The sequence below is a fragment of the Pseudoalteromonas sp. MM1 genome (assembly GCF_030296835.1).
In the GTDB taxonomy this organism is placed as follows: domain Bacteria; phylum Pseudomonadota; class Gammaproteobacteria; order Enterobacterales; family Alteromonadaceae; genus Pseudoalteromonas.
On record NZ_AP027923.1, the window covers coordinates 200,715 to 222,659 of the forward strand.

Consider the following 21,945-nt stretch of genomic DNA (forward strand, 5'->3'; position numbering starts at 1 on the left):
AACAAAAGTGAGTTCGGTAAAATTGATTGTTTAGATTGGAGTAATCATAAATTTGGATTGTTGTTTGTTAGCTGCCTTCTATTTTCTAAATAGCGATTTTGCAATGTTCGACCTTAGTCGTAATTGCAATTTTGAAATCAATGAAAATACAGACAATTTCATATTTAATGAATAAATATTCACCACTGTGGTGCGTTTTTCACTAACAAGATGTTGACTTATTATAACAATAAAGAGAATATGCTCACTTGCTGGGCTTATGCTCAAGGTGGGGTTGCACCAAACTAGGTGCATAAAAAGGGGCAATATGAATACTAAAATAGAATTAGTTATTTTTGATTGTGATGGCGTTGTTATAGATAGCGAAATATTAAGCGCGCAAGTGTTAATAAACATGCTTGCAGAGATTGGCGTTAATATTGACCGAGCCTATGTACAGCAATATTTTTTGGGCTGTAATTTTAAAACAGTGACCCAAAACTTATTCGATACCTTTAACGTGTCCTTAGCTGAGAGCTTTGAAGCCGATTACCGAGAAGCATTATTAAACGAGTTCGAAACTGCATTAATGCCAACAAATAGCATTAAAGAAGTTTTACAACACCTAGCGGTACCTTGTTGTATTGCTACAAGCAGTAGCCCTAAGCGCACAGCTAAAGCACTGAATGTTGTAAATCTTGAGCAGCACTTTAATAAGGTATTTACCTCAAGTGAGGTAAAAAATGGTAAGCCCGCACCCGATTTATTTTTACATGCCGCTGAGCAAATGGGCGTGAAGCCTCAAAATTGTTTAGTGATTGAAGATTCAAAAGCCGGCGTGAGCGCCGCACTTGCCGCCAATATGCAAGTTTTGCATTACAGTGGTGGCGGGCATATGCAAGATGCAGTGAACTTTGTTCACCAAGCTTACCCAGAGGTAGCGCATTTAACACATTGGGATGACTTTTATAAGCAGTACCCAGCATTACAAACACAGTAATAGAATATCAACGTTGAGCTTTATTACACTGACCAAGCTTAACGTAACAATGCATTAATTATTAAGTAGTTATAGTAGTAGCATTATAAAAAGGCACGGTGTTTTACTCATTGTTAATCTAAATAAAAAACACTTATTTAAATTAACAGTTAGGGCTGTGCTTAAAACAATAGGAAAATACCATGGCATCAAGTCCACACACACAAACATTTAACGATGTTAACGAAGAGCAATTGCCTGTTGCTAATCATAAGCTTCATGGTTGGAAGCACTTTGCCGGTTTATACGCTGGTGAACATGTAGCTGCAACCGAGTTTGTTATTGGTGCAACTTTTGTTGCATTAGGCGCATCAACCATCGACATTCTATTAGGTCTATTAATTGGTAACCTATTAGCAATGTGTTCGTGGTGGCTAATTACCTCGCCAATTGCGGTAGAAACACGTTTAAGTTTATACAACTACCTAAATAAAATTGCCGGTAACTCAATGACCAAGCTCTATAACTGGGCAAACGTGGTCATATTTAGTGTTATATCCGCCGCCATGATCACGGTATCGGCAACCGCAGTACGGTTTTTGTTTGATATTCCCGCGCAACTCGATTGGTATCCTAACAGCTTAGCATTTGTGGCCATTGTATTATCGGTTGGCTCTATAGTTGTATTTGTGGCTATGTATGGTTTTTCAACCGTTGCTGATTTTTCTAAAATTTGTGCTCCATGGCTATTTGTTATTTTTATAGCAGGCTCGTTTGCATTGTTCCCAGAGCTTTCTAATCATGTATTAGGAGCAACCACGCTAACAGGGGTTGATGACTTTATGGCAATAGGGGATTCATCAATCTGGACCGGCACAAACGCTGATGGCGAAAAAGGTATTGGCTTATTAGAAGTGATTGGTTTTGCATGGGCTGCAAACTCTATTACTCACTTTGGCTTGATTGACATGGCAATTTTTAGATTTGCTAAACGTAAAAGTTACGGTTTGTTTTCAGGCGTAGGTATGTTTTTTGGTCATTACATTGCATGGATCTCGGCCGGTATTATGGGCGCAGGTGTTGCGGTATTACTTAAAACAACTATTTCATCACTTGATCCGGGTGATGTTGCTTACCACGCATTAGGCTGGACGGGTTTTGTAATTGTAATTATTGCAGGCTGGACAACAGCTAACGCCAACCTTTACCGTGCAGGCCTTGCTGCGCAATCTATTTTTGTTGACCAATCACGTGAGCGTACAACCGCTATTGTAGGTGTTGTAACTGTTATAATTGCGTGTTTCCCGTTTGTATTTTCGCAAATGTTACCGCTTTTAACTTACGCAGGCTTATTAGTAGTGCCGGTGGGCGGCATTGTATTTGCTGAGCATGTTTTATTTCCTAAAATTGGTTTAACTCGTTACTGGGCTAAATACAAAAACATTACACGCAGCGTACCGGCCATTGCCTCTTGGGCATTAGCACTTGTGTTTGGCTTTGGTTTAAATGCAATTGATGTAATGTCGTTTTATTACCTATTCATCCCTACGTGGTTCTTCACTATTGTTGTTTACACGCTACTGGCTAAAAAATACGGCGCAGATGAAGACTACAGCAAAGAAATTGCAGCAGAAGAGCAAGAGCAAAAAGACATTAAAGAGTACCAGGCAGGCTTGGCTGAAGATGTTCAAGCCCCTGTTGTGGATAACTCTATGCTAACTAAAGTATTGAATGCTGTTTCTACCGTTTCGTTACTTATTATTTTTGGCTTTGCCAGCCAAGTTATGTTTTTTAGTGACAGCATGAGCATTTACGCAGGAAATAAAACGCAGTTTGAAATTGCCTGTTTTATTTGCACCATTATTTATTTTGCAACCGCTTACTGGTCGCTATTGCGCCATAAAGCACTTAATACTGCATCTTAATTTTAAATTTTAATATTGTTTTAGTAAGGCCGCACCATGACGCAACACCAGCACACTGACGCTCTTGTTAAAGGGCTAAACCAACAGAGCTTGGCAGATATGCCAAGCCATGTAGATACACCAAGCTACGACCGCAGTAAGCTAAAAGCGGGTATAGTTCATATTGGTGTGGGCGGTTTTCACCGTGCTCACCAAGCTGTGTACGTTAACGAGCTTTTAAAAACGCCTGGTGCTGAGCAGTGGGGTATTTGTGGTGTAGGCTTATTAGAGGGTAACCGTGGTCTGCGCGATATTTTAAAACAGCAAGACTACCTTTACACGCTTACGGTAAGGCACCCAAATGGGCAAATAGATAACAAAGTTATTGGCTCTATGATTGACTTTTTGTTTGCCCCAGAGGACAAGCAAGCGGTTATTAATAAGCTAGCGCACAGCGATACACACATTGTGTCGTTAACCATTACCGAAGGCGGCTATAACTTTAACCCAGTAACGGGTGAGTTTGACTACTCAAACCCAGACATTATTAACGACATTAATAACCCTAACGACCCAATCACGGCGTTTGGTTACATTACTGCTGCGCTAAAGTTGCGTAAAGAACAAGGCCTTGATGCGTTTACAGTACAGTCGTGCGATAACATTCAGCACAACGGTAATGTAACGCGCAAAATGTTACTTGCCTTTGTAGCCGAGCAAGACAAAGAGTTAAGCGAGTGGATTGCCACTAACGTTACGTTCCCAAATGCAATGGTTGACCGTATTACGCCAGTATCTAAGAAGAGCGATATTGATTACGTTGTTGATGCTTACGGTGTTAGCGATGAGTGGCCAATTACGTGTGAATCGTTTACTCAATGGGTGATTGAAGACTCATTTTGCTGCGGACGCCCAGCTTGGGATAACGTTGGTGCACAATTTGTAAGTGACGTAACACCTTTTGAGACGATGAAAATTCGCTTATTGAATGCAGGTCATTCAGTATTGGGTTTACTAGGCTCTGTTCATGGCTATGGCACAATTGACGAAACAGTATCCGATCCTTTATTTGCAAAGTACCTACGTGCGTTTATGGATAAAGAGGTAACGCCTAACCTAGCGCAACTAGAAGGCATTGACCTGGAAGTATACAAAGACACACTTATAGAACGCTTTGCTAATCCTAACATTAAAGATAGCTTATCGCGTATTTGTTCAGAAAGTGCAGCTAAACTACCTAAATTTTTAATTGCCACTATTAACGAAAACTTAGCGCAAGGCCGTGATGTGTCACTTGCTACACTGGTTATTGCTGCATGGTGTTTTTACAGTGACAAAGAAACAGATGAGCAAGGCAATACCCTTGAAGTAATTGATGCAATGCAAAGCGAGCTACATGAAGCCGCTGCTAAAACGGCCACCGATGACCTTGCATTTTTATCGCTAACAAGCCTATTTGGCGATTTAAACACGCAAAGCGCATTTACGTCTCACTACAAAAATAATGTAGAAGCGTTATACGCACCGGCAAGCAAAATAAAAGCAATTATGAATAACGTCCTTGAGCCTAAAGGTAATTAATGATGAGCATTTTAATTGATTCTAAACAAGGTAAAGACGTAAGCGTAAGTTGCTTTGGCGAAGTGTTATGGGATTGTTTTGCAAACGATAAACGCTTAGGCGGCGCGCCGCTTAACATGTGTGTGCGTATTAACTCACTGGGCATTAAAGCCGACATGATAAGCGCGGTAGGTAACGATGAACTTGGTACTGAGTTACTCAGTGAAATTAAAAACAAAGGCGTAAGCTGCGAATACATTGGCGTTAATAACAACAAAAAAACCAGCACCGTACAAGTTACCTTAGATAAAAGCGGCTCAGCCAGCTACGAAATAGTTGCCGATACTGCGTGGGATAACATTGAGCTTACTAACTCACTTATTGAAAAAGTAAAAGCCAGTGATGTATTTGTATTTGGTAGCCTAATTGGCCGCAGCGAAGCCTCACTTGCTACATTAAACCAGTTGGTTGATGTGGCTAACTTTAAAGTGTTTGATGTAAATTTACGTGCACCGCATTACACGCTAAAAACATTAGTTGAGCTAATGAACAAAGCCGACTTCATCAAGTTAAACGATGAAGAGCTTTACGAAATTGCTAAAGCAATGGGCTGTAAGTTCCATTCACTTGAGCAAAACTTAGCGTTTATTGCAGAGCAAACTAACACCGAATACCTTTGTGTAACCAAAGGCAGCCACGGTGCGCTACTCACTATTAAAGGTGAGAATTACTATAACTCAGGTTATTTAATTAGCGTTGTAGATACAGTTGGCGCAGGGGATTCGTTTTTAGGTTCGTTAATTTATCAGCTTTGTAGTAGCGATTGTGCTCAGCACGCTGTTGATTTTGCTTGTGCCGTAGGCGCTATGGTTGCACAAAGCGCCGGTGCGACACCTACATTAACGCATGAACAAATTAATGAGTTTATGAGCCCAGCTTAATGTAACAAATCACAGTTACACCCAATCATTGTGTGTGTAAGCGGTTTTACTTTTATAGTAAAGCCGCTTTTTTTTGCTTTAATTTTTATTTATTAAGCCATTTAGATTAAGTGTTGAGCAAGGTGCATAAAAAGTGGCTGGTGTATTAGCTATTCGTCTTATAGCGGGGGAATTAATACTTTGTTAATGTTCGTCGATTATTCACGGATTGAAAAGGCGGAGCGGAAATTACACGCTCTATACTCCAAATACAAAAAGAGAAACGTGCTTTATGATCATCTTTTTTATCTGCATCACAATTTTAATACTGGGATATAAGTTTTATAGCCCATTTGTTGAAAAACAAGCAGGTATGGATACAACAGTTGATACACCGCAAAAACGCTTTAGCGAAGGTGTTGACTATGTAGCCATTCACCCTGTGCGTGCATTTTTAATTCAGTTTTTAAATATTGCCGGCGTAGGCCCAATATTTGGCCCAATTTTAGGTGCGCTTTACGGCCCAGTTGCCTTAGTTTGGATTGTGCTAGGTAACGTATTAGGCGGTGCAGTACACGACTTCTTCTCGGGTGTGATGAGCATTAAAGAAGATGGTAAAAGCTTACCAGAAATAGCAGGGCACTATTACAACGTTGTATTTAAAGGCTTTATGCTAATATTTACAGCCATGCTGTTATTTTTTGTAGGCGTTGTATTTATTATGAGCCCAGCGGGCTTATTAAGTAACCTAGATGTGTTTGAAGGCACTTTTTTAGCTAACAATACATTTTGGGTTTTGGCTATTTTAGCGTACTACTTTTTAGCAACGTTACTGCCAATTGATAAAATTATTACTAAATTTTACCCATTGTTTGGCTTATTAATGATAGTAATGACCACGCTAATAGCCGGTGCGTTATTACTCGATGCGCCACACTTGCCGGTAGCAGGCGACTTTTTAGCGTACTTTGAAGCAGACCACGCGCACGACTTTTTAGAGCCAAACCCAGATGGCCTACCAACATGGCCGTTACTATTTATTACCATTACTTGTGGTGCCATTAGTGGTTTCCACTCTACCCAAGCGCCTATTATTGCCCGCTGTTTAACAAACGAAAAATACGTACGCCCAGTCTATTATGGCGCAATGATGTGTGAAGGCATTGTAGGTTGTGTATGGGCACTTGCGGGTATTGCTGCATTCCCAGAAGGTTACGCTGGCTTAAAAGCATTGCTTGACCAAGGTGGCCCAGGTTTAGTGGTTAACCATGTAGCAAATAGTTACTTAGGCGTAATGGGTGGTATTATGGCCATTATTGCTGTTGCGGTGTTCCCTATTACCTCTGGCGATACGGCGTTCCGTTCACTGCGTTTAACCGTGGTTGATGCGTTTAATATTCCGCAAAGCTTACGTAATCGCTTATTACTGGCAGTGCCAATTTTAACGATTGCCTTTTTTATGACTAAATTAGATTTCTCAGTTATTTGGCGCTACTTTGCATTTTCAAACATGCTGCTTTCAACCAGTGTACTATGGCTTGCTACTAAGTACTTGTTTGATAGACGTGCCTTTCATTGGATCACCAGCGTACCTGCTGTAATTGCAACCGGTGTTACTATCTCGTATATAATGACCGCCGCAATTGGCTTTAACTTATCTGCTGATTTAGGTAAACCAATTGGTGCTGCTGTAGTTATTATTGGCTTAATTGCATTAGTGTTTGTACACTCTAAACATAAAAAGTTAGATGTAGCATAACAGCTTAAAAATTTAAGAAAGCGAGCTTACTAAGCTCGCTTTTTTTATGCGTAAAAAAGCAAAACTAAAGGGTGTAAAGATGAAAATATCCGCCGATTTTACCCAGAGAGTCGTTGTTCATAGTGAGCAACTTAATTGGACCCCTTCGCCAATGACGGGCGTTGATAGGCGCCCACTTGATAGAGTAGGCGCAGAGGTTGCACGCGCTACAAGTATTGTGCGCTATGCACCAGGGAGCGAATTTTCGCCGCATGTACATAACGGTGGTGAAGAGTTTTTTGTGTTAGAAGGGGTATTTCAAGACGAACATGGGGATTTCCCCCAAGGGTCGTATATTCGTAACCCACCGCAATCAAAGCACAAACCAGGCTCCGATGAAGGCTGCATAATATTTGTAAAGCTTTGGCAATTTCAGCCACAAGATAGAACCCACGTACGCCTTCAAACACAGCATATGGGCAGCGTGCAACACACCACATTTAAAGGGCTTGCCATTACACCGCTTTATAAAGATGAGGTTGAAGACGTGAGCCTATTGCATTTTGAAGCAGGTGCTAACATGCAAATTAGCGCAATGGGTGGTGCTGAGCTACTTGTGCTTGAAGGCGAGGTAACTGAGCAATCAGACGTATTAGTAAAACACAGCTGGTTAAGGCTGCCTGTGAATAGTGAGCTTAATATAACCGCTGGTAAGCAAGGTGCAAAAGTGTGGCTAAAATTAGGCCATTTAACCGATGTAGATAAGCAAATAGCGCGTGTGCAAAGTGCTTAACAATTACCATTATTTAGCAGTTTTGTTTGATTTAGTTCAGGATTAATTAACTTAATAGGGTGTAGTTTTATAGTTTAACTCAGTAAGTGATGGGTATTTTTGGGGTTTTTATTTTTTAAAGGGAATAATTTCACTTTATAGGCTTTAATTAACTCCAACTTTCGTTATTAAACCCACTCACACAGGCTGTAAATAACATAAGCGCACCCAGTTAAGGAGAGCAGCATGGTACACACAACACATGGTTTATCTATTGGTATTGAACGCGCAGGCCGAGAATTCTTTTTAAAATTTAAAGCCGTGGGCACACTTACCCACGACGACTATAAAGTGATAACCCCCATGATCGACTCAGCGCTTGGCGAGGTTAAACACCCGATAGCAAATGTACTTATTGATGCCAGCGAACTAGATGGCTGGGAGCTTCGCGCCGCGTGGGATGATTTAAAGCTTGGCGTAAGGCACTCAAAAGAATTTAATAAAATTGCTATTTATGGCAATCAAGAATGGCAAGCCCGCATGGCTAAAATAGGCAACTGGTTTATTTCAGGCGAGGTGCAATACTACGAAAACGCCACCGCCGCCATAGATTGGCTAGATGAATAATTAAATAATAAAAAACGCTCACAAGAGCGTTTTTTATTATTTAAAGCAACTTACACTCTACTCAAGAGTTATATTACATCAGCTAGCACTGGTAATGCCGGAAATGCCCCCTTAGCTAAACAGGCTTTAGAGCCACATTGAAGGGCAAATTGGAGGGCGTTTTTTATGCTGGTTTCATCATTTAACTTATCTGCTAGTGATAAATCACTCCCTAAGTTATTTAAATAGTATAAAGCCCCCGCTATAAAGGCATCGCCCGCGCTTGTTGTATCTACTGCGTTTATTTTTGGTGCCGATTCGTTAAGTATAAATGCGCTGTGGTAAACCGTAGCAGGCTCAGGCCCGTCGGTTAAAAATACCAGTTTTACTCCGGTATTTAATAATGTTTGAATGTAATCTTCGCCCGTTGTTTCGCTATGCAGCGCTAAAAAATTAAGTTCATCGCGCGAAAGCTTAACTATGTCGCAATAGGTATAACAGGCTTGTACATTGCTTGCTATATCATGGGTGTTTTCCCACAAGCTATAGCGTAAATTTACGTCAAAGCTGACGAGCTTGTTATGTGTTTTAGCAAGTTCTAGCGCTTTAAGTGTTGTATTGGCAATTACTGGGTCGGTTAGGGTGTTTGAGCAAAAGTGCAGGGTACTTATGTTTTGCCAATTTATTTGCGCTAAATGCGCTTGGGTTAAAAGTACATCGGCTGTGTTGTGGCGGTAAAAGCCAAAACTGCGCTCGCCTGTTTCATCAAGGCTTACTATTACCATGGCGGTTTGTGAGCCAGTAATGGTAAATAAATAGTCTGTATTTACATTGTATTGAGCCAATGCATTACTTAATTGATTGGCAAAATGATCGTCACCTTTACCACCACAAAATGCAGCCTCACCGCCAAGTTTTGCATAGCCAACAGCAACATTAGCAGGTGCACCACCAGGGATGGGTAAGTACGCTGAGTTATGAGCATCTTGAGGCAGCATATCAATTAATAGCTCGCCTAAGCACAGGAGTTTGGTCATTTGGAATATCCTAAAAAACCCAGCAAAGCTGGGCTAAAACATGAAGGGGGTTATTTATTCGTACTTTAAAAGGCGCTACAGCGATGACTCACTGCAGCGCAATACACACAATTAGTTAAAAGCGTATTTTAAAGTAACCGACGTAGTACGTCCGTTAATTGTACGGGCACGAATAATGTCGTTTTCAGGTACTGATCCTTCTTCGGCTTCTGTAATACCAACTGTATCGAATAAGTTATTTACATTAAGCGCAAGGTTTAAGTTTTCTGATAAGTCGTAACTCACAAACGCATTCACTTGCGTGTAGCCGTCAAACTTAAGGTCGTTGTTATCTTGAGCGTAAGCATCGGTTGTACCAATAAAGCTTACACCTGCCGCGCCTTTATCGTAGCTGTAACGCGCCATTAGTGAGTAAATTAAATCCGCTTGGCGACGTGGTGTGTTACCTACAACTTCAGGAGTTAGCGCATCTTTTGCAATTTCAGCATCGGTCCAAGTAAAGCTACCTCTAAAGTCCCATGCATCCATAAAGTAAGTTGATTCAACCTCAATCCCTTTTGCTTCGTATTCACGGTCGAAAAAGGTTTGCGATGTTGCTTCAAAGTTTTGCTCTTCTGTTTCTGCGTAAAAGGCTGTTGCAAATACCGAGAACGAATCAAAGCGTTTTTTCACACCAATCTCAAATTGGTTTACTTCATCTACTGCATCTTCATCGGCTACGCTTCCGTCGCTGCGTACTTTACCAAATAATAAACGGTCTGCATTGGCACGTCCGCCCTTACTAATACGTGCAAACGTAGCAAGGCTTGGGTCAATTTGGTAGTTAGCACCTACAGAATAAGATGAGTAGCTCCAATCGTAATTTACTGGGCTTGCGTTAGCTGTATCAATACCTGCTACGTTTTGCTCAGGAATAGAAATAGTGCCATCGCGATTCATATCTACTGTTGAGGTTATGGCACCTGCGTAATTACCGCGTGCTTCACCGCTGTCGTAGCGGGCGCTGGCATCAATGCTTACGTCGCCAAGCTTTGTTGAAAACGCAACATAAGGGGCACGAGTATCGTACTCTGTGTCGTAATCGCGCTGACAACAGTTACCCCAGTAAGGTGTGCCATAAGCATATAAACCATTTTCTGAATATTCAGTGCCATCGGCAGCGGTTACATTTAAAAGCGCTGCGTTGTCGCCTTTAAGCTCCATTAAGTACGAGTTCCATAACCACGACATTGCAATATTTTGCGTAGAGGCAAAGTAACCAAAGGTTAGGCTAGTGTCATCACTAAACGATTTAGTTAGTTTGAAGTCGTTAACAATTGAGCCAAAGTCGTTAAGCGTTACATCAAAGGTGTGAATACGCATGGCAAGGTCATCGTTAAAGGCTGCACCGGTATTTGCGTTGCTAAGTGTTGCGCCAACACCGCCAATACTTTGTGCAATAGATGAGGCACTGCCTACCTCTGCAGGGATTAGCGAGTTGAAGTTGCCACTAATTGATGATTTACGAAAACGGTTTTCGATACGCCAATCGTTATCTAAATCAAATACGGCTTCAAAGCCTACCGCATCTACTTTAGGGTTCATGCCATCGCGTAAGTCGCCACTGCTAATTTGGTTTTCGCCATTTAGGCGCACTGTTTTAGTGAACAAGGCTGAATGCGGTGTATCTGATTGTGCATCAAACCCAGCAATAGAATCACCGTTTGAGTACATAGGCATAGGTAAATAGCCTACGCTTTTGTCGTCTAGGTGCTTGTAGTAAAGGCGTACGTAGCCGTTTTCAAAATCTTTAGTCAGGTTAGCTTTAATTTGGCCACCTTTGTTTGACGTGTAGCCAGTTTCGCGTGGGCCTTCGCCTTGACGCACAAAACCACCTACATGAAAACGTACGCTGTCGGTTAAATAGGTGCCGTATTCAAAATCGGTGCGAACACTGTCGTAATCAAGGCCAGCAGTAGTAGATACGCTGCCCGATTCGTTTTCGCCATTTTTAGAAATAAAGTTAATAATGCCGCCAGGCGCATTACTTGCCGAGGTAGAGGCAGAGCCACCACGAATTGATTCGATTGTTTGTACTGTGTTATCAAGGCGCATAAAAATATCGGCGTTACCAAAGGCAACATCACCAAACTGCATTACAGGCAGACCATCTTCTTGCAGTTGTAAAAACTTAGCCCCACCCGATGCTACAGGTAAACCACGAACAGCAATGTTAGCGTTACCTTCACCACCTGTTGATTCGGCGCGAACACCCGGAATAATTCTAAATGCTTCAGCCGTTGAGCGAGGTGTAGACACCTCTACTTGTTCAAGCGATAAACTACTTACTGATGAGCTCGACGCCATAATGGTTGTGCGGCGAGGAACGCCGGTAACAACAATTGTTTCAAGCCCTTGGTTAGCTTGCACTTTGGTTTCTTGCTCGTCTTGTGCATGAACGCCTTGGCTTACTGCAAGTGCTAAGGCACTGATTAAATATAAAGGTGTGTGGTGTGTTGTCATGTTAACGCCTCATTGTGTTGTGTGAGTTTGTTATTTTTACTTAATCGATTAAGTAAAAATAACAAAGTTTTTACAATAAGCAAATTATTTTTGTGTGTAATTTGCTCTTATTTTATTTTTGTATTGATTTTAATGGTGTTTTTTATACTGGCTTGAGCAGCCATTTATGCATTTTTAGTTAATGCTTTTGCCGCAGGGTCGCGGTAAAAGTTATAAAGCATGGCTAAAAACAATATCACAGCAAAGCCTGTTGCTAAGTAAAAACCGTAGCGTACATGGCCAAAGTAATCACTTATTACGCCCATAAATAAAGGTGCCAGCGCGGCCGAAAGCGCAGTAAAAAATAAAATTACACCCGCTACTGCACCATGTTGCGCAACAGGAAAGCACGATATACCTTTAGAGTTTAAAGTAGGGTAAACCATCGACATAAACAAACCTGAAAGCGGAAGCAAGCCTACCGCCCAATCAACACCGCCTACCAAAGTGCCCACATAACATAGCGCTATGCCTAAACTTAAATAAGCCATAACTCCTTGCCAGCTAAAGTGATTTAAAAGCCATACAGCAAAAAAACGTCCAGCAGCACGCAACACAAAAAATATAGTAAGTGCGTAGGTAGCAAGTAACGGCCAAGAGCCTGTGTAATCTTTTAAAAGTGTTGGCATCCACACGTAAATGGCAACTTCGGTGGCCACATACAAGGCAATTGCTAGTGAAAAACCAAGAGCATAAGGGTTTTTAATCATTTTCATGGTGGTGGCGAGCGAGGCTGGCTTTTCTGTGCTTTTAACAACGCTAGGGTAGTCGGCGCGCCAAGCCATTAACGCTAAAATTAAGCACATAACACCGGCAATAATATAAAGGTAAGTCCAACTTACGTTTTGAGTAAGCAGTACGCCTACCAGCGCAGGGCCAACTATAGCGCCAATTCCAAAAAAACCTTCTACTTTATTCATGGTTTTGGTGTGCTCTGCGTTACTCGCTGATATATCGCCAAGTAGCGCTAATGCGCCCGTTTTAAATAAACCTATGGCTAAACCTATACAGCAAAGCAAAATTAAAAATACCGAAAAGCTATTGCTTAAAGCGAATAAAAAACAGCTGCCCGAAAAAATAAGTAAGCCCAGCATTATGGTTTGTTTGCGACCTAGGCTGTCGGCTAAAAAACCTAAAAATAAGCCGCTAAAGGCAATCAGTGCCATAGGTGCGTAATGAAAAGCACTGGCTTGGGTCATGCTTAAACCAAAATCTGTGATTAACTCGGGGATGATCATACCTACCGCATCAGAGGTCATCGCAAACATAAAAAACATCATGTAAGTGAGTATTCGTATTCGCTGCATTGGGTCGCTTTGCGTGTGTGTGTTTAAATTTGTCATGTGATTTTTCCTCGTTATGGCTCAAGTTATAGTAATAACTCAATCACTTACTATGGTTAGTATTACGTGAGCCACAACTTTTGTATGTAAAATATTTAAAAATTACTTGTAAAATTGTACGTGCTAGTTAAAGATATATCTTAATCGATTAAGTTTCAATACGGTAATCACACATGATGAAGAATAAAGTTCAATTGATCACATACGCTGATCGAATCACAGGGCAAGATATAAACGCACTTACTACGCTTTTAAATGGCCAACTTAAGGGCCTTTTTGGTGGTGTACACCTTTTGCCGTTTTATAATCCTATTGACGGAAGCGATGCGGGTTTTGACCCGATTGATCACAGCGAAGTAGATTCTCGCATTGGTACATGGAGCGATATTCAAGCACTGGGTGAAAACCACGACTTAATGGCTGATTTAATCGTTAACCATGTATCGGCGCAGTCTTATCAGTTTCAAGATGTGCTAGCAAAAGGTAAGCAATCAGAGTTTTGGGATTTGTTTTTAACAAAAGACGATGTATTCCCAAATGGAATGAGCGAGCAAGAGCAGCAAGCTATTTATCGCCCGCGCCCAGGGAGCTGTTTTACACCAATGCAGTGTGGCGACGGTCAAACGTATGACTTTTGGACCACGTTTACCGATAACCAAATTGATATAAACGTAAAAGTTGAAGCGGGTATAGCGTATTTAAATAACGTATTAACTAAGTTTTCTGAAAATAACGTAAATATTATTCGTTTAGATGCAGCGGGTTACGCAATTAAACAAGCCGGTACAAATTGTTTTATGCTAGACGAAACCTTTGGCTACCTAGATAACTTGTCAAAGCAAGCAAACGAGCTTGGCATGGAAACCATTGCTGAAATTCATAGCCACTACCAAACACAAGTAGAAGTAGCAAAGCGTGTAAACATGGTTTACGACTTTGCATTACCGCCACTTATTTTACATAGCTTATTTAATAACGATGTAGAAGCATTACTTAAATGGTTAGCTATTTCACCACGCAATTGTTTAACCGTTCTAGATACGCACGACGGCATAGGCATTATTGATGCAGGCCCAATGGGCGACAAGCCAGGTCTTTTAAATGCACAGCAAATAGATACCCTTGTAGAAACCATGCATGCCAACAGTAACAACCAAAGCCGCCAAGCTACGGGTGCTGCTGCCAGTAACGTTGATTTATACCAAGTAAACTGTACGTATTACAATGCATTAGGTGCTAACGACTTAGATTATTTGATTTCGCGTGCCATACAGTTTTTTGCACCCGGTGTGCCGCAAGTGTACTACGGTGGTTTATTTGCCTGCGAAAACGATATGGATTTGCTTGCACGTACCAATGTGGGCCGTGATATTAACCGCCCGTATTTAAATACTGAAACAATTGAGCACGCGCTTAATAAACCTGTAGTAAAAGGTTTAATAGAGCTCATTAAATTACGTAATGAACACCCCGCTTTTGAAGGAGAGTTTAGTGCTCACGGTACACAGGGAATATGTTGTTTAACGTGGCAACTAGAAGATAAGTCTATTGCATTAAGTGTTAATTTTAAAACGCGAGACGCGCTTATTACTCAAGTAAACGGTGATGAAGAAACAACGATAAGATTAAACGCATTGTTAGTCTAAAAGGCCATTAAAACATAAAAGCCGAGCTCAAAAGCTTGGCTTTTGTTTACCCTGTCCTTTTTAACATAACCTATTAACCGCTTGCGCCAATATCTAGCTCGTAACTTACATCACATATTTTTTCTTCTTTTGATATAAATAGTTCGGCGGCCATTACGCCTTTTTCTTGGCTGTTTTGATGAATAGTGGTTAGGCGCGGCACAAAGCGAGCGGCTTCATCTATTCCGTCAAAGCCGACAATACGCAGTTCTTCACCTATTTTTATACCTTGTTTTATCGCTTCTCGCATGGTGGCAAGGGCTATTAAATCACTCATACAAATTATAACGTTAGGGCGAGGGGAGGCACTTAACACCTCTTTGGCGGCAATGTTAGCAAAACGCTCGCTGCTTTCGGGTATATTCCAAATACGGTCATCAGCTACTGTAATATTTGCCTCACTTAAAGCACGTTGATAACCCCGTAAACGTTGGTGCGAAATAGATTGCCCCGTTTCAAATTCGTGATGCTCGTATACGCGGCATAACACGTTTTCATCAAGTAACCTTAAGCCTAAAATAGCGACTTTATCGCTTTGATTTTTTAAAACATGCTTGGCTATTTCGTAACTTGCTTGCTCGTTATTAATATTTACAGAGGCATTGCGGGCTATATCAAAATCAATAGTGACCACATGTTTAGAGACCGTTTTTAACTGCTCTACTAATGCGTTATTACGAGGGCGGCCATAACAAATAAAGCCATCAACAAAGTCGACCACGCTGTTAAGGTTATCGCTATTTCCTGAAAACAATAAAACATTAATGCCGTTTTTTTCAAGCACCGAGGTTACACCCCGCATAAAGCTACTGGCCACAGGGTCCGACACCATATATTCCACACTATCGGGCAGCACTAACGCTACAATATTAAACGTACCACTGCGAAGCGATTGCGCGGCTTTATTGGGCCCGTAATAGCCCAAGGTTTTGCACGCTGCAAGAATATCGTCTCGGCGTTTAGCCGATAGCTGATCAGGGCGATTAAACGCATTAGAGACTGTTGCGTTAGATACACCTAACTCTTTAGCAATACTTTTTAGGGTCCAGCGGGTTTGCTTACTCATACCAATTCTTTACTCAATACTCATGTTAATAAACTAACATATTCAGGGCGTTAGCAAAGTAAAAAATAAGGTTTTAGCCTTAATGCCGGCACTCTTTAGGCGCAATGCCAAAGGTTTGTTTAAATACACGACTAAAGTGGCTCGCGCTATTAAACCCAACATCAAAGCATACTTGGCTAATTGTATGGCCTTGCAGTAATTGATTGCGGGCTTTTTTACTTAGGGGCTTACAACGCCACTGTAGGCTTGTTGTAATATATAAGCACAATACCAGCCGTATTCAAAACGTTAAACCTAAGCGTTTTAAATAACTCATCATTGCGTTAAAAAAGCGGGTTGTATGATACTAACTTTTTATACAAAGCGGCTCTAAAAATGTGCAGTGATTTATGCATTGTCGGATATTACTGATCTCCCCCATTTGGGTGCATTACAGCATTAACGGAGATTTCTTTGTAGTTAACTAATTGTTTACAGGAGGTTATTTGCTGGCTAAGATAAATGCATTGTAATATAGGGACATTTGTCGGTTTATAAAACGACAAATGTCGTAGACAAAGTTGTTATATCACTAAGGAAGCTCATGAGCACTGAATTAGAAAGTAGATTGGTATTTGTTGATACTTCAGCATATGAAAGTAAAAACTACCAATTTAATGAGCATGCCTTAGGCAAGCTTTGTGACTTTCTTGAATCTGAAAGACTTCACCTCCTTATTACACAAATTACGATCAATGAAATAAAAGCTCATTTATTATCAAAGGCAGAAGAATCGGCAAGGGCTATAAAGAAAATACAAAAAGAAGCTATGTTCTTAAGAAATACACCTGAACTAGCTTGTCACGGAATTTTTGAGAAAGTACAAGCCAAAGATATTTATAAAATTGCTTTAGAAAAATTTGAAGAGTTTCTTGATAAGAGCTCAGCTGAAATTGTAGATATAAAAAATGTAGATGCCTCAATTGTTTTCGATAAATACTTTAAGTCAGAACCTCCATTTGGAGGAGCAAATAAAAAATCTGAATTTCCTGACGCATTTGTGCTCGAAGCTGTAGGCAAAGTAAGCAAGGATCGAGGACATACTCTATATGTCATCAGTGATGACGGCGATATGGAAAAATATGCTGACACTTTAGATAACTTGATTCATTTAAAGAGAGTTGATGACCTTTTAGATTTAGTTGTTAGGAAAGAAGAAGAATTAAAAGAGCCAGTAAAATTTGCAGACAGTATTTTTGAACAGCTAGAAGAAAATTTAATTGAAAGCGCTAGAGAGATAATTAGCTCATCAGAATTTTACTCAGATGAAGCAAATGAGTTCGATGATGAAATTTACCAAATTGATATTGAGTCTGTTTGTATAAACCACAAAAACATAATTTCGGTTTCAGATGAAAATGTTGAGTATGAAATTGATTTTGAAATAGTTTTAAAAGCTCACTATTCAATTGCGGATTACGATCGCTCACCATGGGATCCTGAAGATAAAGTTTACATGTTTGTCCTGCATAACGATATTGTGAAAAAGCACACTGAAGTATTTTCTGCCTATGTAAATATTGATTACATGGACGGTATTAGAGCAAACGCAGAAGTTTCAGAGTTAGACTTTACTGATTCTGCATTTGAACTAAATGAAGAGAATAGTGAAACGATTAGTGTCAAATATTTAGATTTAAGTGGTGAATAAGCTGAAAATTTCAGCTTGGTGCTGCCGTGATATAACAAGTTGCTTAAACGGACAAAAAACAGTTGGCTTTTGCTCGTTCCTCGCTAATTTTAGCCAACAATTTTATTGCCGCTTAGCAAAGCGTTGGTGCTCTAGATAGTATGCAGAATATAAATCCATGGCTTTGGTCAGCTTTTGTTTTATCTCTTTCAGGAATCTTTTTTAGGTGGGTGTTTGATAATACGTTTGTGAGCTTTTTTCTTGCCGTATTGCTAGCTTTAGCGATAGTACCTTTAGTTAAAAAAATTCAGAGAAAGAATTAACAAGACGCCTATCCAAATTTGTATTTTTCGAAGCCTAGATTCTAATAGGTTAAATAAAGTAGGTGTCATCATAATTTGTTTTTTTGGGTACAAACTAATTGCCTTAAAACATAAAACTATATAACTTATTATAGTGGATACGTTTTATAAAAGTCATTTTATTTATTAGCAGGAAAGCCGAATGAACAATAAAATACTCAAATCATCTACCGCTACGTATCAAAGTGGTGTTGCAAAAGCCGATGGTAAATTTTATGTAACGCAAGGTGAGGTACGTTTTGAACCATACAATGAAAGTGCTGGTTTAGGGCCTTATACTTTTACACGGAGCGCAATCGTAAAAATTGAAAAATCAGCAGGGACAGGTGCAGGAATTTTACCACTAACAAGCGATGCAATAACAATCACTTTAGATAATGAAGATACTTATGATTTTATCATAGCAAACCCTGATGAATGGATTGGTATACTCAAGCATTAAACAATCACTAAAGCTGGCATTTAGGCATAATTATTTTAAGTGTGTGCTAAGTTAAACGGCATCAATAGTGTCCAGTTTTAACGATTAAAAAACTACAATATTAAAATTTAATAGACACCCATCCTAAATTTTGCACTTTTCTAAGTTAGCGACTAGCTTTCGTTAAATGCAAAAAATGCTTAGTTGAAACAAAATACAATCACTGTATTTTGCGCTATATGGGCCGGGGATTTTTACAAGCCCGATGTGGCTTATAACGACATTGATTGGACAACCAATGTGTTGCTTGAGCAAATAAAAGCGTTATAAAAAAGCCGCTTGTTTCAACAAGCGGCTTAACTTTCTAACTAGGGTTTAGTTTAAAATGTGTAACGGGCACCCACTGAGTAACGTGGGCCGTACTGATTAGCAAATAAGAATTGCTCTTCGTAGCGTCCGTAGCCTTCTTCGGTGGCATTATTTAAGTTTATGCCGTCAAAAAATACGGTTACGTTTTCGTTTACATCGTAGTTTACGCTCATATCCCATTGGCCGTAGGCTTTTGCATATTGCGGTGGCGCGTCGGCTGAGCCTTGTGCTTGGCCTACTCCAATTAGGTACGAGTCGCGCCATGCGTAAGTAATTTTGATTGATAGGCCGTCTTTTTCGTAAAAGCCTTGAAAGTTAGCAGAGTCACTTAAACCCGTAAGCGGCGCTTGTTGATCAAGGCTTTCGCTATCAAATTCTACATCGCCATCTACAAACGTGGCATTAACACCTACACCAAAGCCGGTTTCGCCAATTAAGTGCTGAACAGCTACTTCAAAACCATCTACCGATTTACTATCGGTGTTTTGTGGCTGGCTTATGTTCCACACCATAAGTGGGTCATCGCTATTTGGCTCAATAACGCCATTCGCATTGCCATAACCATTGCTGATCATTTGTGCAAAAATAGCGTCGGTGGTTGCTTGCTCGCCGCGCGATTCAATATCGCTAACAGCTTGTGAGTAACGTGGGCCATTTAAAATGTCGTATAGGCCATCAATCGTGGTTTGCGTAATAGTGGTTTGAATAAAGTTATCTACGTCTTTTTTAAAGTAACCAATAGAGGCGTAGCTGCCCTCTGCGTAGTAATACTCTAATGATAAATCGAGATTGGTTGATTCAAACGGCAGTAAGTTTGTATTCCCTTGGCTACCGGTACGCGAACCAGGTTTTGGGCTGCCTGTTAAGCTACGGCCACCGGCTAAATCACCCAGAGGTGCACGCGACATAGTTTTACCCCATGAAACACGGGCTACAACGTCTTCGGTTAAATCAACACTTACATCGATTGACGGTAATAATATGTCGTAATCGCCTTGTTGCTCTAAGAAGTTATCATCGCCGCCGGCTGCATATTGCATTATCCACTCTGAGGCGCTTATCCAGTTTACTTGTTCTTCAACACGTTGGCGTACTGTGCTGGTTACATCTGTTTGCTCGTAGCGCAGGCCTGCGTTTACTTTTACGTAGTAATCGCTTACGTCAAACTCCCAGCTTGATTGAATATAAAAGCTGTTTGTGATTTCTTCTACGTAGCTTTCGCTATCAATACCATCCATGTAAGCATTGGCTGCGTATGCATCGCCACCGGTTACATCAGAGGTTAAGTAAGCCATTTGGCGAGCCACTGCTTCGTCAAAATCGTAGGTGTAGTAGTAACCTGGTTGTAAGTTGCTGCCGCCACCATCAAATTGATCTAAAAGGCCCGACGTATCGTGGCGAGTAAACATGCTATCTGGGAATATTTCTGTGTACGATGGGTTAAAACCAGGGCCGCCCACTAAGCCACTCCATGCAGTATAACCGCCGGTGTTTTGCTCAGTGCGTGATGCACCAAATTTTACTTTAACTAGGCCAATATCAAAGTTTTCATTGTACCAAGTGGTATGTAATTGTAATTGCTCAATGTTTGATTCACCCGGCGAGTGCGTAAATTGGCTAAAGTTAGAGTCAATTTCGCCTGGCGTTAATTCGCTTGTGCCGTTTAACCAGTTAACTTGAGCACTTGGGATTTCGCCTGTGCGGTAATCGTAAATTTTGTTTGCTAGCTGATCTGAGCCTAAAATCACTTGGCCGGTACTGCCTAGCCCGTCATCGGCGCCGTTATCGGTTTCATTTTTAGAGTCGTGGTAATCAAGCTCAACGTGCCACGTGTCGTTAATTTCCCATTCTAGGTTTAAACCAATAGAGCGTGCTTTTACTTCTGTAGTGCCTTTGTTGGCTGTAAACGAGGCATCGTTACCGCTAATATCGGCGTAAACGGCTGTGCCATTTTCATCAAGCTCGTAGCCATTAATGTTGCTACCAAAGTCGTTCCAAATCCCCCAGCCAATACTTTCAGAGCCCGTTACAGCTTTACTTGCTGTGTAATCTAAGGTGGCTACAAAGCCATCTACTGGCTCGTACTGAAAAGTAACTTGGCCGTTAGTACGTTCACGCTCTACATCTTCAATAGAGTAGTTCATGTCTTTAGGGAAGTAGTAGTTACCTGATGGGTCTGTACGGTTATCAACAACGTTACTGCTATCTAATTCAGGTAAATCAACATTGGCTTGCCAACCTTGAATATTGGCGCGTTGTTTTTGAAAGTCGCGTTCTTGGTGCGAAAACGAAAAGCCAAAACCAAATCTGTCATCTGCGAATGTGTTGCTATAAACAGCAGAAAGCTCTGGGGTTACATCATCACCGGCTTCGTTTGATGAGTCGTGATTTGCTTTAACTGTGGCTGAAAAATTTTGACCTGGCTTTTGAAAAGGGCGCGCAGTAGAAATGTTTACCGTAGCACCTAAGCCGCCACTTGGTACATCGGCGCGGGCTGTTTTAAATACTTCTAGTGCGCTTACGCCTTCAGAGGCAATGTTTTCAAGGTTGTACGAACGCGTATAACCTGTGCCAGGCATTTGGCGGCCGTTTAACGTAATTAAGTTAAACTCTGGACCAAAACCACGTACGGTAATTTGGCTACCTTCACCGTTTGCTCGGCTCACCGATACACCGGTAATGCGTTGTAATGATTCTGCTAAGTTGGTATCTGGAAATTTACCCATTTCTTCTGCTGAAATGGCATCTACCACGCCAGATGAGTCGCGCTTCATATCCATAGAACGAATAAGTGAACCACGAATACCTTTTACTTCAATAACTTCTACATCAGGAGATGCTGCTGTGTCTGCCTCTGCGGCAATGGCCGTATTTAACGTGCTTGCAGCAATGATAAGAGACACAGAAGCCGCAAGTTGGCTCTTTTTAAAATTGAATGTGTTCATAATAGCTCTGCTTTATAAAATGTTGTTGTGTAGCAATAGGCGCTTAGCG

General features: G+C 40.8%; 15 protein-coding genes and 1 pseudogene. 10 read left to right on the plus strand and 6 right to left on the minus strand.

Translation table 11 applies throughout. From position 1 onward, the window contains the following. Positions 1-307 precede the first annotated feature (307 nt). From QUE46_RS17580 to QUE46_RS17610, 7 genes are all read left to right on the plus strand, one after another. Positions 308-979 carry an HAD family phosphatase gene (locus QUE46_RS17580; RefSeq protein WP_286248957.1) on the plus strand — a complete coding sequence of 224 codons (672 nt, stop codon included), beginning with the start codon at positions 308-310 and terminating at the stop codon, positions 977-979. A 182-nt stretch (positions 980-1,161) separates the two neighbouring features. After that, positions 1,162-2,883, plus strand: coding sequence for a cytosine permease (locus QUE46_RS17585; RefSeq protein WP_286248958.1), 1,722 nt, complete (start codon positions 1,162-1,164; stop codon positions 2,881-2,883). A gap of 36 nt (positions 2,884-2,919) precedes the next feature. Next, on the plus strand, positions 2,920-4,443 hold the full coding sequence (locus QUE46_RS17590; protein ID WP_286248959.1) for a mannitol dehydrogenase family protein: 1,524 nt from the start codon (positions 2,920-2,922) through the stop codon (positions 4,441-4,443). A 2-nt stretch (positions 4,444-4,445) separates the two neighbouring features. Then, on the plus strand, positions 4,446-5,363 hold the full coding sequence (locus QUE46_RS17595; protein WP_286249257.1) for a carbohydrate kinase: 918 nt from the start codon (positions 4,446-4,448) through the stop codon (positions 5,361-5,363). Between the two features lie 271 nt (positions 5,364-5,634). Continuing rightward, a complete protein-coding gene (locus QUE46_RS17600) occupies positions 5,635-7,101 on the plus strand; it encodes a carbon starvation protein A (protein WP_286248960.1) in 1,467 nt (488 codons plus the stop codon). 79 nt (positions 7,102-7,180) lie between these two features. Continuing rightward, positions 7,181-7,873: a cupin domain-containing protein gene (locus tag QUE46_RS17605; RefSeq protein ID WP_286248961.1), complete on the plus strand. Its 693-nt coding sequence runs from the start codon at positions 7,181-7,183 to the stop codon at positions 7,871-7,873. A gap of 225 nt (positions 7,874-8,098) precedes the next feature. Next, on the plus strand, positions 8,099-8,479 hold the full coding sequence (locus QUE46_RS17610; protein WP_286248962.1) for an STAS/SEC14 domain-containing protein: 381 nt from the start codon (positions 8,099-8,101) through the stop codon (positions 8,477-8,479). 68 nt (positions 8,480-8,547) lie between these two features. Here the strand turns inward: QUE46_RS17610 and QUE46_RS17615 are convergent, their stop codons facing one another. The 3 genes from QUE46_RS17615 to QUE46_RS17625 all read right to left on the minus strand — a co-directional run bounded on the left by QUE46_RS17615 (position 8,548) and on the right by QUE46_RS17625 (position 13,379). Beyond that, positions 8,548-9,495 carry a carbohydrate kinase gene (locus QUE46_RS17615; protein ID WP_286248963.1) on the minus strand — a complete coding sequence of 316 codons (948 nt, stop codon included), beginning with the start codon at positions 9,493-9,495 and terminating at the stop codon, positions 8,548-8,550. Between the two features lie 111 nt (positions 9,496-9,606). Beyond that, complete coding sequence (locus QUE46_RS17620) at positions 9,607-11,997, minus strand: TonB-dependent receptor (RefSeq protein ID WP_286248964.1); 2,391 nt, start codon at positions 11,995-11,997, stop codon at positions 9,607-9,609. A gap of 164 nt (positions 11,998-12,161) precedes the next feature. Next, a complete protein-coding gene (locus tag QUE46_RS17625) occupies positions 12,162-13,379 on the minus strand; it encodes a sugar MFS transporter (protein ID WP_286248965.1) in 1,218 nt (405 codons plus the stop codon). 173 nt (positions 13,380-13,552) lie between these two features. Here QUE46_RS17625 and gtfA point away from each other — a divergent pair, with 173 nt between their 5' ends. Beyond that, the gene (gene gtfA, locus QUE46_RS17630; protein ID WP_286248966.1) at positions 13,553-15,025 is read left to right on the plus strand and encodes a sucrose phosphorylase; all 1,473 of its coding nucleotides are present in this window, start codon (positions 13,553-13,555) and stop codon (positions 15,023-15,025) included. A 73-nt stretch (positions 15,026-15,098) separates the two neighbouring features. On the opposite strand, the gene QUE46_RS17635 is transcribed toward gtfA, so the two are convergent. Beyond that, on the minus strand, positions 15,099-16,130 hold the full coding sequence (locus tag QUE46_RS17635; protein WP_054981726.1) for a LacI family DNA-binding transcriptional regulator: 1,032 nt from the start codon (positions 16,128-16,130) through the stop codon (positions 15,099-15,101). A gap of 79 nt (positions 16,131-16,209) precedes the next feature. Next, positions 16,210-16,350, minus strand: a pseudogene (locus tag QUE46_RS17640) (helix-turn-helix domain-containing protein); the annotation flags it as partial. 363 nt (positions 16,351-16,713) lie between these two features. Here QUE46_RS17640 and QUE46_RS17645 point away from each other — a divergent pair. Then, on the plus strand, positions 16,714-17,820 hold the full coding sequence (locus QUE46_RS17645; RefSeq protein ID WP_286248967.1) for a PIN domain-containing protein: 1,107 nt from the start codon (positions 16,714-16,716) through the stop codon (positions 17,818-17,820). 483 nt (positions 17,821-18,303) lie between these two features. Continuing rightward, positions 18,304-18,603 (plus strand): hypothetical protein, encoded by a 300-nt coding sequence (locus QUE46_RS17650; protein ID WP_286248968.1) that lies wholly within the window; start codon positions 18,304-18,306, stop codon positions 18,601-18,603. A 359-nt stretch (positions 18,604-18,962) separates the two neighbouring features. Here QUE46_RS17650 and QUE46_RS17655 read toward each other — a convergent pair whose 3' ends face one another. Continuing rightward, positions 18,963-21,896, minus strand: coding sequence for a TonB-dependent receptor (locus tag QUE46_RS17655; RefSeq protein WP_286248969.1), 2,934 nt, complete (start codon positions 21,894-21,896; stop codon positions 18,963-18,965). Positions 21,897-21,945: the final 49 nt, after the last annotated feature.

Bases quoted from the DNA above. Each gene is read 5' to 3' on its own strand.
- QUE46_RS17580 (WP_286248957.1), top strand. From the start codon at position 308: ATGAATACTAAAATAGAATTAGTTATTTTTGATTGTGATGGCGTTGTT.
- QUE46_RS17585 (WP_286248958.1), top strand. From the start codon at position 1,162: ATGGCATCAAGTCCACACACACAAACATTTAACGATGTTAACGAAGAG.
- QUE46_RS17655 (WP_286248969.1), bottom strand. From the start codon at position 21,896: ATGAACACATTCAATTTTAAAAAGAGCCAACTTGCGGCTTCTGTGTCT.
- QUE46_RS17600 (WP_286248960.1), top strand. From the start codon at position 5,635: ATGATCATCTTTTTTATCTGCATCACAATTTTAATACTGGGATATAAG.
- QUE46_RS17595 (WP_286249257.1), top strand. From the start codon at position 4,446: ATGAGCATTTTAATTGATTCTAAACAAGGTAAAGACGTAAGCGTAAGT.
- QUE46_RS17645 (WP_286248967.1), top strand. From the start codon at position 16,714: ATGAGCACTGAATTAGAAAGTAGATTGGTATTTGTTGATACTTCAGCA.
- QUE46_RS17635 (WP_054981726.1), bottom strand. From the start codon at position 16,130: ATGAGTAAGCAAACCCGCTGGACCCTAAAAAGTATTGCTAAAGAGTTA.
- QUE46_RS17605 (WP_286248961.1), top strand. From the start codon at position 7,181: ATGAAAATATCCGCCGATTTTACCCAGAGAGTCGTTGTTCATAGTGAG.
- QUE46_RS17620 (WP_286248964.1), bottom strand. From the start codon at position 11,997: ATGACAACACACCACACACCTTTATATTTAATCAGTGCCTTAGCACTT.
- QUE46_RS17650 (WP_286248968.1), top strand. From the start codon at position 18,304: ATGAACAATAAAATACTCAAATCATCTACCGCTACGTATCAAAGTGGT.
- QUE46_RS17610 (WP_286248962.1), top strand. From the start codon at position 8,099: ATGGTACACACAACACATGGTTTATCTATTGGTATTGAACGCGCAGGC.
- QUE46_RS17590 (WP_286248959.1), top strand. From the start codon at position 2,920: ATGACGCAACACCAGCACACTGACGCTCTTGTTAAAGGGCTAAACCAA.
- QUE46_RS17625 (WP_286248965.1), bottom strand. From the start codon at position 13,379: ATGACAAATTTAAACACACACACGCAAAGCGACCCAATGCAGCGAATA.
- gtfA (WP_286248966.1), top strand. From the start codon at position 13,553: ATGATGAAGAATAAAGTTCAATTGATCACATACGCTGATCGAATCACA.
- QUE46_RS17615 (WP_286248963.1), bottom strand. From the start codon at position 9,495: ATGACCAAACTCCTGTGCTTAGGCGAGCTATTAATTGATATGCTGCCT.